Consider the following 13,122-nt stretch of genomic DNA (forward strand, 5'->3'; position numbering starts at 1 on the left):
CGAGGGCTTTTATATGTTTTCAGTTGCTGCTTTAGTAGGAGGCGACGCTTGTTTATTTTTAAAGGTAATGCCGGTGATAAAAATAAAGACGAGCATCCCACCAATAGAATAATAAATACTCCCTGACTCAAAAATATCAATAAATATTCCACCAACAAGTGGTCCGATCATGCTGCCTACGCCAAAGCTTATAGCCATCATCACATTACCCGTAGGCAGTAAATGTGTAGGAATAAGATCAGCCAGATACATGACCCCTAGTGAGAAAAATGAACCTACAAAACCACCAGCTAAGATAAATAAAATGAATAAGATCGTGGTCGAACTCTCAAAAGCAATCATGGCAAAAAAACAAAGCGCTCCGAAACTCGATAAAAAGAGCAAGATTTTCTTGCGTCCGACTCGGTCACTTAGTAATCCAAGAGGAAGCTGTGTGATCAGCCCTCCAATGACAAAAGCTGGCAATAAAATGGAGACCAGTTCAATGGTCATTCCTGAGCGCAAGGCATAGACCGGATAATTACCATGTAAGGAAGCTTCAAGAAAGCCGTATCCAAAGGCTGGCAAGAAAGCGAACCAAGCCAGTTTGAAAACTTCCTTATATCGCTTCCAAGTTGATAACTGACTGCCAGTTTCCATATCTGTTGCCGGAAATTCATTTCGCATTTGCAAAATTAAAAGCCAGGCCAGCATACTCAATCCAGCAGATAGTAAAAATGGTAACCATTCATTAATACTAAGTAATCGTGTCATAAAAGGCCCAACTCCAAAGCCTAAACCAAAAGCGAGTCCATAAAGAGAAATATTCCGTCCACGGTTCTTCGGTGTACTTGTTGTAGTGATCCATACTTGTGTCGCAAAGTGAACCATATTATCACCAATACCAATAATAATCCTTAGGACAAACCAAAACCAAAAAGCTTGCCATAAAGGGAGTAAGAGGAGTGAGGTGATCATTAAGACTAATCCAATCGTAATGACAGGTTTATAGCCGTATTTTCTAACAGGATGTTCAATAAATGGGGAGGCGAGTAAAACGCCAACATATAGAGCGGCTGCATTTAATCCATTTAAGGACGAGGAAACACCAGCATCTTCTAACATGATTGCGAGAAGAGGCAAGAGCATGCCTTGAGCAAATCCTGCAATGGCAACCATAATGATCAATACAATCAATCTGTATAAAGGACGGTTTTCAGCTGCTTTTCCTTCAGTCATCGTATCATCATGCTCCTATCTTGATGATTTGTCACAAAGACTATTGTACATTGTATGTAAGGGAATGACTATCTTAAACGAAACAAATGACGGATTACTCAGAAATCGGTACAATAGAGAAGGAAAAAAGGAGGCGTTCATAATGGAATTTACGATGAAGGAAAACGGTTTTGAAACAACAGTGGAATATGGAAGCTTACAGATTTCAGGGAATGCGGAGTACGGGTTTAGACCTTATCAATTATTAGTATCGTCGATAGCTGTGTGCAGTGGTGGTGTATTACGTAAAGTATTAGAAAAGAAGCGAATTCCGTATGAGGATATTCATGTTCGAGCTGACATAACTCGTAATCCAAAAGGAGCGCAAGAGATAGAAGCCATCCACATGCATTTTACGATTAGTGGTTGTGATACTACAGAGCAAAAAATCGAGAAGTCATTAGAAGTTACTCGTAAGAATTGCTCAATGGTACAATCAGTAAAAGATAGCATCAACATTACAGAATCCTTTGAGTTGAAATAAGAGGTTCGTTCCCTACTGACTTATGTTGTTAGTAGGGCTTTCTCTTTCTATTTAACAGCTGATCATACTATAATGAAGCTTACATGATTAGAAGAAGGGATACATATGAAAACGGCAAAAATAAAGCAGCTTGATTTTACAGAAGGAAGTATTAGACGTAAGATGCTACTCTTTTCGTGGCCAATCTTTTTTGCTAATTTACTCCAAGCTTCCTACCAATTTGTTGATTCATTATGGGTAGGGAATCTTCTAGGTACTAGTGCATTAGGTGCAGTCTCCATATCCGCTACTGTTGTTTTTACGATCTTGTCGTTTATTATTGGAGTCAACGGAGCGACATTAACTGTCCTCTCTCAACGAAAAGGGGCCAATGATGAAAAAGGATTAAAGGAATCCTTAAATGCATTTGTATTTGTTTTAGGTTCTCTCGCTCTATTGCTTGGGGCCATTGGTTTTATATTTTCAGGGAGTATTTTGCGTGTAATGGGGACTCCAGAAGGGATTCTCCCGTATGCAGAGTCTTATTTGAAAATTAACTTTGTTGGGATTTTATTCTTATTTGGTTATAATTTCATAGGGACTGTCTTACGGGCGTTAGGTGATAGTAAAACACCTATTCGTTTTGTTATGCTTGCGGTTATTTTAAATGCAATTCTTGACCCTTTGTTTATAAGTGTATTTAACCTCGGAATAGATGGGGCAGCATATGCAACCATCATTGCGCAAGGAACCGCTTTTTTGTATGGGTTGATTTATTCTATTTACCGTGCAGGAGTTCCGTTTAGTATGCCAACCCTACCTGAGAAGAAGTACTTCCTTGTTTTATTTAAAATGGGTTTGCCAGCTGGGTTATCTATGATGGCGATATCAGCCGGTATTTTAGCGATCATGACGGTGGTGACAGGATTCGGTGAAGATGTTGTTGCTGGATTTGGAGCCTCGCAGCGCTTAGATAGCTTAATTATGCTGCCAGCTTTAACACTCGGCTCTGCTGTAAACAGTATGGCTGGGCAAAATATAGGAGCACAACAATGGGCAAGAGTAAAAGAGGTTGCAAAAGAAGCAGTGACTCTCATTGTGGTGGTAACATTCATTATTAGTACGATTATGTTTATTGGGGCAGAGTATTTCGTGTCACTATTCATACAAGATCCTGATACAGTTGCTTTTGGGAAAATGTATGTTCAGACGATTGCCTTTTTCTATCCGTTTTTAGGAATTAATTTTGTGTTAAATGGGATTGTTCGAGCTTCTGGAGCGATGGTTCAAGTTCTTGTATTGAATATCATCTCTTTTTGGATTTTACGCTTTCCACTAACATACTTATTTGCCCAATGGTTTGGAGAAAGAGGGATAGCCCTTGGTATGGGGATGAGCTTTGTAGTCAGTAGTGTGATTGCAGCGAGCTATTATTTCCTCGGAAATTGGCGAAAAATAAGTGAAGATGTTGCAAAACAGACAGAGGGTACAAAATAAGTAATAGTTGATACATTGATGGAGGAATTAGCAGATGTCAGTAACAGTTAAAAGAGGACTATTTTATCTTGTTGGATTATTGATCTTGTCATTCGGGATTACGATGACCATTTTGGCCGGCTTAGGAGCAGGGGCATGGGATGCTCTAAATGTAGGGCTTTCACTAATGACTCCATTTACGGTAGGGAACTGGGTTATTTTAGTTGGGATCTTCTTAATTATTTTAAATGCGATCTTATCTAAAAGGAAACCGGAGATCTTATCATTGATCACGATCGTCATACTTGGCTTTTTTATCGATTTTTGGTTGTTATTCATTTTTCCAAATGTATTTATAACAGGAGTTGTCTTACAATATCTTGTTTTAACCATTGGGATTGTCATGATGGCTTTAGGTATAGCGACTTACTTACAAGCGAAATTTGCAGTTATTCCGATTGATCGCTTTATGTTTGTGCTTCAGGACTTGTTTGGAGTAAGGCTAATGGTAGCGAAAACGATTGGTGAAGTGTCCGCTTTAATAGCAGCCTTTGCTGCTGGAGGTCCCATTGGAGTTGGGACAATATTAGTTACCTTTTTAATTGGTCCGTTAATTCAATTCTTCTTTCCGAAACTTGAAAGAATGGTCTATGGAACAAAGGAAGCATAATAGTAAACAAAAAGGTCTGAGTGGGAGCTCAGACCTTTTTGTTTTTTTCTTAGTTTTTTTTCGCTTTAGCGTGGTCATTTGTTGCTCTAACTGCTTCAATAATCGCTTGTTGAAAATGATTTTTTTGTAATGACTTTAATCCTGCATCTGTTGCGCCCCCGGGAGAGGTAACTTGTTCTCTCAAGATCGAAGGATCCTTATAGTTCTTAAGCATTTCCGCACTGCCGATGACCATTTCATTAACCAGATTCTGAGCTTGCTCTGACGTAAGTCCATATTCAGTTGCAGCATCGGCGAGAGCTTCGACAAAATAATATAAGTAAGCAGGTGCACTTCCTGTTACAGCAGTCAGATTATGAACCTGTTCTTCAGCTAGCTGTTTTGATTGACCAATCGAATCAAGAATGACTTTCATTTTTTCTTTATGTAGAGGTGTAACATGTTGTCCATACGTATAAAGAGACATTGATTTCCCTACGCTTGCTGCCGTATTAGGCATAAGCCAAGCAACAGCGACCGCTTCTGGTAAATGGGCTTCTAAAAAAGTAGGGTCTACACCAGCGGCCACGGTCACGACAAATTGTTCTTTTACGTGGGGTGAAAGTTGGTTCAATACTTTATCATGAGCACTTGGAGGACAAGCCAAAAGAATGGTATCAGCTTGATCGATTACCTCCGTCCAATCTTCTGTTATTTCTATTGGGTACTTTTCTTTTAAGTTCACTAATTTTTCCTTGTTCGATAAATTGGAAACGGTAATCGTTACTTCTTTATTGTGCTTGTTTAGTATTCCAGAAAAAATAGCTTCAGCCATTCGACCGGCACCGATAAATAAAATATGCATCTTCTTCATCCTTTCTTTTCTTATACGGTATCAAAAAGAAGAGCAAACGGAAAGGAACGGATATTTTTTAAGGTTGCGGTTTACACTACCGATAACAGAAAAAATCAACCTATTAAGGAGGAATGGATCATGAAGCGGATTGTTCTTGCACTTGTTATGTTTCTCATCTTGTGTGCACCACTTCAAGCAATGGCAGAAGGCGAAAGTGAAGGTAAGAAAGACTTTACCGTCCCAAGTTCAGTCTTGCCTATCTCAAAAGAAAACACGTATACAAACCCTACTCAAGATCTGCCTTATCTTCAGCCAAGTACGCTTGCACAAGAATTACTTGATTCAACAGATGTGAAAATTGAGAATCCAGATCTCATTCGAATTTTTAATGAATCAACGATCAATGATTCGAAACTTGCGATTGGTTTTCGAGCGTCCATCTATTTAGGGGAATGGCCTCTTGCTTATGAATCTCAAGGGACTGAAGTGAATTGGGAATATCAGAAAGTAAACACAAACTATGTGGATAATCGAGGTGGACGTGCTCCGCAAAAGCTTGCTTATACCCAGGAGCAACAAAAACGAGTTAGTGGCGGATTAACAGCTAAGATTCCAAATAGTGAAGCAGTTAAAAAGATGATGATGATTAAAGCTGCTGAACACACGAATTTACCACTCTCATTTGATACAGTTATTGGGCAAGGGACAAGAAAGAATAATACTTACAACATCGCACCAAATCAGGTTGGATATTTGCACAGTTATGTTCCGGCAGCTAATGAAAAAGGAAAGGTCACGTATGGTGAAGTGTATCTTTCTTTTAAAGGTGGAAAAAGAAAGCTTGAAGTGAAAAATGTAACTCAACAAGGCGTGGGAGCTTGGATTCCAGTTCAAGATCATTTATCCTTTGGGTTTGTTGCAGCAAATCAACCTAAGTAAGCAAAGAAAGTCGTCCACTTCGTAGCGGACGACTTTTTTAGATGTTTGTTTTTCTAGTTGTAAAGTCAATATCACGATAATAGGCATCTTTTACAAGCACATTAGGACCAAGACATTTAACAGATGGACAATGACATGATAATGAATGGTTTAAACTTGTCTTATTCCATTTCTCATATGCTTCATTTAAAGAGGTATCTTGAATATTTCCAAGTGGAGGTGTATCACCAAAATCAGTCACAATAATATCCCCATCAAAAATATTTACATTTAATCTTGAACGACCATCTGGGTCATTGCGGACAGTGACATTCTTTTCTTCAAACAAGCGCTTTTGAAGGACTAGGTCTTCTTGGTTATCACTACATGGATAAAACGGTAATGTACCAAATAACATCCAAGTATCAGGGTTGCGAACATCTAGTAGACGGTGGATTCCGTTACGAATCTCTTCTAATGTAGCAACTTCAAGTTTGCTGGCGAAATCACTTGGATACATAGGATGAACTTCATGACGCTGGCAGCCCATTTCTACAATTTGTTGATGAATTTTATCCAAATGAGGGATGGTACGTTTATTAATCATTGTCTCAGCAGAAACAATGACTCCGCGGCTTGTTAGTTCTTTTGCGTTTTCTACCATTCGGTCAAACAAGGCAGCACGTTGTTCAAAGCTAGGCTTTCGATCCATAACAGCAAATCCAATTTCGGCAAAATCCTCTACACTCCCATAGTTATGAGATATATGAAGAACATCAAGATAAGGGATGATTTTCTCATACCGTTTTAAATCAAGTGTTAGGTTCGAATTGATTTGTGTGCGGACCCCACGCGCGTGAGCATATTTTAAGAGGGGCACTACATAATGATCTACAGATTTCATTGAGAGCATGGGTTCCCCGCCTGTAATACTAAAAGCTTTCAAATGAGGTATCTCATCAAGACGCTTTATTAGCAATTCTAATGGGAGTGGCGTAGGGTCTTTAGGTTGCAATGTATATCCAACGGCGCAATGTTCACATCTCATGTTGCAAAGTGTGGTCGTCGTAAACTCAATATTCGTTAATTTAAGATGACCGAAAGAGTTTATATCTTCATATGCCTCCCACGGATCATAAGAAGGCGTGATTTTTGGTAATGTTTGATTCAAGAAAATCGAACTCCTTTTATGTTGGCAAATATCTGCTTTGAGGAAGTTTGTGACCTCTAGTTGTTCAGTCTAATCATAACGTAAATGCGAGATAAGAAAAAGTCTTATCGTTACAGATGAAGAGGGTCTAGTTGTGTGGATGAAATGAATCTGTTAAACTTTAAACAGTTTTCCGAAATGAGCGCGTAACGATAAGAAATAGTAGGCATGTGAAGGAGCGATTTTTGTGGGTGGAGCCATTCATGATAAAAAAGAACAGATGGATTATTTACATCGTCGATTAGACTTACTTATGAATGTATTAGATTCTATTGATCCTGAAGAAGCAGGGGTTGAAGAAATTGATCGTTTGCTAACGATGCTTGATGATATCGAATTAAAATGCAAACAATTTCGGAATGACTGGTCTGAATAAGGGGGCAGCATAGTGAATCTTTATTTAATCCGTCACGGAGAATCAGAAGGAAATCGATTAGGAAAGATTCAAGGTTGGCATAATTTCCCTTTATCAGATCTAGGGAAGAGACAAGCGTTACAACTTGGGGATTTCTTTAAACACATACATTTAGATCACATTTATAGTAGCGATTTAACTAGAGCGTATGACACAGCAATTGCGATAGGAAGTTACAAGGATCAAACCGTTCATAAATGGGAAAAGGTACGTGAAGTGAATCTTGGACCTCTTCAAGGGTTAACTCGAAAAGAAATTTATGAACAGTTTCCACAAGCTAAAGAAAAGTCTATTCTGACTTCAGGGTTAGAGGGTACGGAGTCAGTGGAAGAGCTGACTAAACGTTGTGCGTATATAGTAGATCAATTAAAAAGAGCACATCATAAAGATGATGTAGCGATTGTATCCCATGGCGGGTTCATTAGTATTTTCCTGATGTATCTCATGCTAGGAGAGAATTGGGGAGAAGTTCATCGACCATTTCAAATTGGTAATACAAGTGTGACACATATTGAATGGACCGAGTCATGGAAGCCCTTGTTTCATTATGTGAATCGTGACCATCACTTAACAACAGAAGCCATTGCTTCACAAAAAATGGGCTTATTATAAAAAATATTGGTATACAAAAAAGCGTTAGGGAGCAGGGTTTCCTTAATGCTTTTTCGTTTAACCGTATCCTTAGCTGTTTACATCGATGAGATCTGTGAGACAATAGAAGGAACGTTAAAAATAGAAAGTGGGAAAAAAGTTGAGAAAAAATAAGTTCCAAACGAATGAAAAGGTGCTCTTAAAGTCACTAAATGAAACGGTCACGGTGAGCAAATTCAGCTACGTGGCTAATATGAAAAGATACTCATACACAGTAAAGGAATACCCCCACACTTTCTATTTTGAAGAGGAACTTGAACAAATTACAACATAAATTTGCTTTTATTTTTTGAACATGTTATGATGAACTTAATTATTCCTGTTCGGATGTCTCGATAAAGTTAAGACTTTCTTTTAAAAGTAGTTTTCTTCTTATTAGATTACATGAGCAAGGGTAGTAATATATTTGTGGATAAAATCCACGCTGGAGGAATTTTCAATGACACAAGGTACAGTTAAATGGTTCAACGCAGAAAAAGGTTTCGGTTTCATCGAAGTTGAAGGTGGAGATGACGTATTCGTACATTTCTCAGCTATCCAAGGTGACGGTTTCAAATCACTTGAAGAAGGTCAAGCTGTTTCATTCGATATCGAGCAAGGTGCTCGTGGACCTCAAGCTGCTAACGTAACTAAGTAATAATATAAAAGAAGGACTCCTTATAGGGGTCCTTTTTTATTTGTCTTTTTTTGGTGAATAAACTGTAGACGCTTTCAATTTGGACTTTCGGAATGTTTGGACTAGCAGTATAATAGAGAATGACAAGTATAGAGAAGAACGGAAAAGGAGCTGGCAGAAGTGGAGAAATTGCAACAAAGCATTTATGAATTAATTGTCGAAACGTCTACGAATCTACCTAATGATGTACGTCGTGCGATTGCAAAAGCAAAGACACAGGAAAATGCAGGTACTCGTGCAGCGCTTTCTTTATCAACGATTACAGAAAACATTGAAATGGCAGATGAGAAGGTGTCACCGATCTGTCAAGATACTGGTATGCCTACTTTTGAAATTAAAACTCCTGTAGGCGTGAATCAAATTGAAATAAAAAAAGCGATTCATAAAGCTATGGAGCAAGCAACTGCAGATGGAAAGTTGCGTCCTAACTCTGTAGATTCCCTAACAGGTAAAAACAGTGGGAATAACTTAGGTGAAGGAACACCTGTTATTCATTTCTCTCAATGGGAAGAAGATGTAATTGATGTTCGTCTTATCTTAAAGGGTGGCGGCTGTGAAAATAAAAACATCCAATATAGCTTACCAGCAGAGTTAGAAGGTCTGGGTCGTGCTGGTCGTGATCTTGATGGCATTCGTAAATGTATTATGCATTCGGTCTATCAAGCACAAGGGCAAGGCTGTAGTGCAGGCTTCATTGGAGTCGGAATTGGTGGAGATCGTACAACGAGTTATTCACTTGCGAAAGAACAATTATTCCGTACAGTAGATGATGTTAATCCTGTAGAAGATCTGCAAAAGCTTGAAGATTACGTGATGGAAAATGCCAATAAATTAGGTATTGGAACAATGGGATTTGGCGGGGAAGCTACGTTACTAGGCTGTAAGGTAGGAGCGATGCACCGCTTACCAGCTAGTTTCTTTGTCTCTGTTGCCTATAATTGCTGGGCATATCGTCGTCTAGGTGTCGTACTCGATCAAGAGTCTGGCGAGATTCGTAAATGGTTATATAAAGATGGAGAAAATGTTAACCTTAACACAGAAAGTAAAGAAATTTCTGATGCCGCAGAGGTGAAATCTGAAGCACGTGAAGTTGTACTTGAAGCACCAATCACTGAAGAGAAGATTCGTGAACTTAAAGTAGGGGATGTAGTCATTATTAATGGAATGATGCACACAGGTCGTGATGCGATTCATCATCATTTAATGGACCATGATGCACCAATTGATCTTAATGGTCAAATCATCTATCACTGTGGACCAGTTATGCTTAAAGATGAGCAAGGCGAATGGCATGTAAAAGCGGCAGGTCCTACAACGAGTATTCGTGAAGAACCATACCAAGGTGACATTATGAAAAAATTCGGTATCCGTGCTGTAATGGGCAAAGGTGGAATGGGTCCTAAAACGCTAAAAGCGCTTGAAGAACATGGTGGTGTTTACCTAAACGCAATCGGTGGTGCAGCTCAGTATTATGCTGACTGTATTAAAGGGGTTAAAGGTGTTGACCTGATGGAATTCGGAATTCCAGAAGCGATGTGGCACCTAGAAGTAGAAGGCTTTGCTGCGATTGTTACGATGGATTCACATGGAAATAGCTTACATGCAGATGTTGATAAATCATCGCTTGAGAAATTGGCTGAGTTTAAAGAGCCGGTATTTAAATAAGAAAAAGGGTAGCGACTGCTACCCTTTTTTGTTTGTGCAAGTAAGAGAATAGCATACATATTGCTTCAAACGAGAGACAAACTAAGAAAAAAGTGAGGGAGAATGATTCATCATGATGAAAAAAATAGCAGTCCTCCTATGTCTTTTCTTCGTATGTTTCTCTTTAGGTTCTGGAATAGAAGCACATGGATATGATTCAAAAACGTATAATTGGAACTATAAGCCAGAGAAAGATAATAAACCAGTGACAACAGAACCTCATTATATTCAATTACTTGAACAAACAGGTGGCTTTTTTATTGGGGATACGTCGAAAAAAGAATTGTATTTAACATTTGATAATGGATATGAAAATGGTTTTACCGAAGATGTTTTAAATGTCTTAAAAGAAAAAGACGTACCAGCAGCATTTTTTATTACAGGCCATTATGTTCAAACGGCACCTGAGCTTGTTAAGCGAATGGTAAATGAAGGACATATTGTAGGAAACCACTCTTGGCATCATCCCAGTTTACCTGAAGTCGGTGATGGGCGATTAATGGATGAATTAACACGAGTGAAGAGTTCCTTCACTGAGTTAACGGGAGTAGAGGAGATGCATTATCTTAGACCGCCACGTGGGCAGTTCAGTGAACGCTCCTTAGCTCTTTCTTCAAAGCTAGGATATACGAATGTCTTTTGGTCAATGGCTTATAAAGATTGGGAAGTTGATAAACAAAAAGGTGGGCAATATGCCTATGATCAAATAATGAAACGAATTCACCCTGGCGCTATTATGTTAATTCACTCTGTCTCACAGGATAATGCAGAAGCTCTACCTAGAGTCATTGAGGATGCCAGAAAACAGGGGTATACATTTAAAAGTTTAGATGATTATATGTTTACAAAACAGCTCCAACAACTTCCATTTCCCTAAAAAAGAGATCTCGAAAGCCCTCATGATAAAATGAGGGTTTTTTCATTGTGGTCCTAATAAGTGTGATAAAGTTAGAAGAAAATACCGAATGCCCTCTTTTTTTACAAAAGAAAGGAGACATAATCAAATGTATGGTGCTAATCAGATAAGTTTAATGAATGAAGATGATTTACAGTCTGAATTAGTCGTTCATCACTGGATGACCACTCCGCATGTTCTTGTGTTTAATCATCAATCACTAAAAGAAGTAATGGAAGCTATGAAACGAAGAAATGAAGAGTTGATTTTCATTAATGAGGTGCATCATGTTTTAGGGGTTGTACAACATGATAGGATCTTTGAGTTGCTTCTACAGGGATATCGTTTAGATCAACCATTTGATCCTTCTTGGATTGAAGAAGCGAAAACTGTCTCAACGAAGGATACGATTTTAGCGATCGATTTTAAAGGTGTGGTTATACCCGTTATCGATCAAGAACAAAAAATTGTAGGTGCTCTTAAGCCGCCCGAATTGTTAAAGGCTCAAGATTTTCTTATCCGTTCCATCCAACATAATGTGAATATGATCGATGTGGTTCTTGATAATGCATATGAGGGAGTGACTGTTGTAGACCAGAATGGCTTTATCGTTAAAATGAATAAGGCGTATCGTCGCTTTATAGGTGTTACTGATGATGTAGTGGGCAAACATGTAACAGATGTGATTGATAACACTCAATTACATTTCACCGCAAAGGCGGGGGTCCCTGAGAGGGGGAAAGTACAGGTTATTAGTGGCCAAAAAATGATTGTTCATCGTATCCCAATATGGCAAAATAATGAATTGATCGGAGCAATTGGAATGTTGATCTTTGAAGGAGTTAGTGAGTTGTATCGTATTCTAGAGAATGCAACGGCCTCCTCTAAAAGGTTGGAGTTAAACATGAAACCGGAGCAAGAACTGACTCAAGTAGAGGATCAATCTTGTGTAACATTTAATCAAATACTTGGTGTTAGTGAAGAAATATATGCGTGCAAAAGACTATCTAAAAAGGCAGCGAGGACAAATGCGACGGTCTTAATTACAGGAGAAAGTGGAACGGGTAAAGAAGTGTTTGCAAAGGCCATTCACTTAGCCAGTAAGAAAGCAAATGGCCCCTTTATTGCTATCAATTGTGCAGCAATTCCTGAGCATCTACTGGAAGCAGAATTATTTGGGTACGAAGAAGGAGCGTTTACTGGAGCTAAAAGAGGAGGAAGTAAAGGGAAGTTTGAAAGGGCTCATAATGGAACGATCTTTTTAGATGAGATTGGCGATATGCCTAAGCATATGCAAACGAAATTGCTTCGAGTGCTAGAAGAACGCGAAGTTGTAAAAGTGGGAGGGAATAGAAGTATTCCTATAAGTGTGCGAATTATTGCTGCGACAAATCAAGATTTATTAGAGCAAGTTAAGAATGGAGAATTTAGAGAAGATTTATATTATCGTCTAAATGTGATTCACCTGCCTGTTCCGTCATTGCGAGAAAGAAGAGAGGATATCCCTGTATTATTTTCCCATTATTTAAAAAAGTTCACCGGAGATTATCATATGGAAGAAAAGAAAATGGATCAAAAAGTGATGGAATTGATTCGTTCTTATGAGTGGCCTGGTAATATTCGTCAACTTGTTAACTTAGCTGAGCAATTAATTACTTTAGTTGAGGGAGAGTTAATCAGTGTAGAGCACTTACCTCCATTAATAAGAGATCAGCCAGTTCAAGCGAAAGAGAGTCATACATTAAGATCAGATCGTTCAGAATATGAAAAAGAAATGATTGAACGAACCTTACTGGAGGTGAGCGGGAATAAAACAAAAGCGGCTCATCGTCTAGGCATCCATCGATCGACCCTTTATAAAAAAATGAAACAGTATCGGCTTAATGTGTAGCGAAAAAGCGACAGTGTGTTGATTTGGCGTAGAGTAATAGCAACATCCTTTTAAGGTCACT

At 38.6% G+C, this 13,122-nt stretch carries 14 protein-coding genes; 11 read left to right on the forward strand and 3 right to left on the reverse strand.

The features are described 5' to 3' along the window. Window positions 1-9: 9 nt before the first annotated feature. Window positions 10-1,218: an MFS transporter gene (locus RYX56_RS15845; RefSeq protein ID WP_317123024.1), complete on the reverse strand. Its 1,209-nt coding sequence runs from the start codon at window positions 1,216-1,218 to the stop codon at window positions 10-12. Window positions 1,219-1,360: 142 nt separating this feature from the next. On the opposite strand from RYX56_RS15845, the gene RYX56_RS15850 reads away from it, so the two are divergent. The 3 genes from RYX56_RS15850 to RYX56_RS15860 all read left to right on the forward strand — a co-directional run bounded on the left by RYX56_RS15850 (window position 1,361) and on the right by RYX56_RS15860 (window position 3,866). Then, a complete protein-coding gene (locus tag RYX56_RS15850; protein ID WP_317123025.1) occupies window positions 1,361-1,741 on the forward strand; it encodes an OsmC family protein in 381 nt (126 codons plus the stop codon). A gap of 105 nt (window positions 1,742-1,846) precedes the next feature. Beyond that, window positions 1,847-3,217 (forward strand): MATE family efflux transporter, encoded by a 1,371-nt coding sequence (locus RYX56_RS15855; RefSeq protein WP_317123026.1) that lies wholly within the window; start codon window positions 1,847-1,849, stop codon window positions 3,215-3,217. Between the two features lie 34 nt (window positions 3,218-3,251). Further along, a complete protein-coding gene (locus RYX56_RS15860; RefSeq protein ID WP_047973218.1) occupies window positions 3,252-3,866 on the forward strand; it encodes a YczE/YyaS/YitT family protein in 615 nt (204 codons plus the stop codon). A 49-nt stretch (window positions 3,867-3,915) separates the two neighbouring features. Here the strand turns inward: RYX56_RS15860 and proC are convergent, their stop codons facing one another. Next, complete coding sequence (gene proC / locus RYX56_RS15865) at window positions 3,916-4,719, reverse strand: pyrroline-5-carboxylate reductase (RefSeq protein WP_317123027.1); 804 nt, start codon at window positions 4,717-4,719, stop codon at window positions 3,916-3,918. A gap of 120 nt (window positions 4,720-4,839) precedes the next feature. Between proC and RYX56_RS15870 the strand changes: the two genes are divergently transcribed. Beyond that, window positions 4,840-5,640: a YfkD famly protein gene (locus RYX56_RS15870; protein ID WP_317123028.1), complete on the forward strand. Its 801-nt coding sequence runs from the start codon at window positions 4,840-4,842 to the stop codon at window positions 5,638-5,640. A gap of 37 nt (window positions 5,641-5,677) precedes the next feature. On the opposite strand, the gene yfkAB is transcribed toward RYX56_RS15870, so the two are convergent. After that, window positions 5,678-6,796: a radical SAM/CxCxxxxC motif protein YfkAB gene (yfkAB, locus tag RYX56_RS15875; RefSeq protein ID WP_317123076.1), complete on the reverse strand. Its 1,119-nt coding sequence runs from the start codon at window positions 6,794-6,796 to the stop codon at window positions 5,678-5,680. Between the two features lie 220 nt (window positions 6,797-7,016). Here yfkAB and RYX56_RS15880 point away from each other — a divergent pair, with 220 nt between their 5' ends. From RYX56_RS15880 to RYX56_RS15910, 7 genes are all read left to right on the forward strand, one after another. Next, complete coding sequence (locus RYX56_RS15880; RefSeq protein WP_047973214.1) at window positions 7,017-7,205, forward strand: SE1561 family protein; 189 nt, start codon at window positions 7,017-7,019, stop codon at window positions 7,203-7,205. A gap of 12 nt (window positions 7,206-7,217) precedes the next feature. Continuing rightward, window positions 7,218-7,856: a histidine phosphatase family protein gene (locus RYX56_RS15885; RefSeq protein WP_317123029.1), complete on the forward strand. Its 639-nt coding sequence runs from the start codon at window positions 7,218-7,220 to the stop codon at window positions 7,854-7,856. A gap of 139 nt (window positions 7,857-7,995) precedes the next feature. Then, window positions 7,996-8,169, forward strand: a complete 174-nt coding sequence (locus RYX56_RS15890; RefSeq protein ID WP_198530578.1) for a hypothetical protein — start codon at window positions 7,996-7,998, stop codon at window positions 8,167-8,169. Window positions 8,170-8,334: 165 nt separating this feature from the next. Continuing rightward, complete coding sequence (locus tag RYX56_RS15895; protein WP_047973212.1) at window positions 8,335-8,532, forward strand: cold-shock protein; 198 nt, start codon at window positions 8,335-8,337, stop codon at window positions 8,530-8,532. Window positions 8,533-8,691: 159 nt separating this feature from the next. Then, window positions 8,692-10,236: a fumarate hydratase gene (locus RYX56_RS15900; RefSeq protein ID WP_317123030.1), complete on the forward strand. Its 1,545-nt coding sequence runs from the start codon at window positions 8,692-8,694 to the stop codon at window positions 10,234-10,236. A 112-nt stretch (window positions 10,237-10,348) separates the two neighbouring features. Next, complete coding sequence (gene pdaA / locus RYX56_RS15905; protein ID WP_317123031.1) at window positions 10,349-11,152, forward strand: delta-lactam-biosynthetic de-N-acetylase; 804 nt, start codon at window positions 10,349-10,351, stop codon at window positions 11,150-11,152. Window positions 11,153-11,279: 127 nt separating this feature from the next. Next, a complete protein-coding gene (locus RYX56_RS15910; RefSeq protein WP_317123032.1) occupies window positions 11,280-13,061 on the forward strand; it encodes a sigma 54-interacting transcriptional regulator in 1,782 nt (593 codons plus the stop codon). Window positions 13,062-13,122 lie beyond the last annotated feature (61 nt).

It is taken from the genome of Alkalihalophilus lindianensis, assembly GCF_032843265.1.
GTDB lineage: Bacteria > Bacillota > Bacilli > Bacillales > Bacillaceae_D > Alkalihalophilus > Alkalihalophilus lindianensis.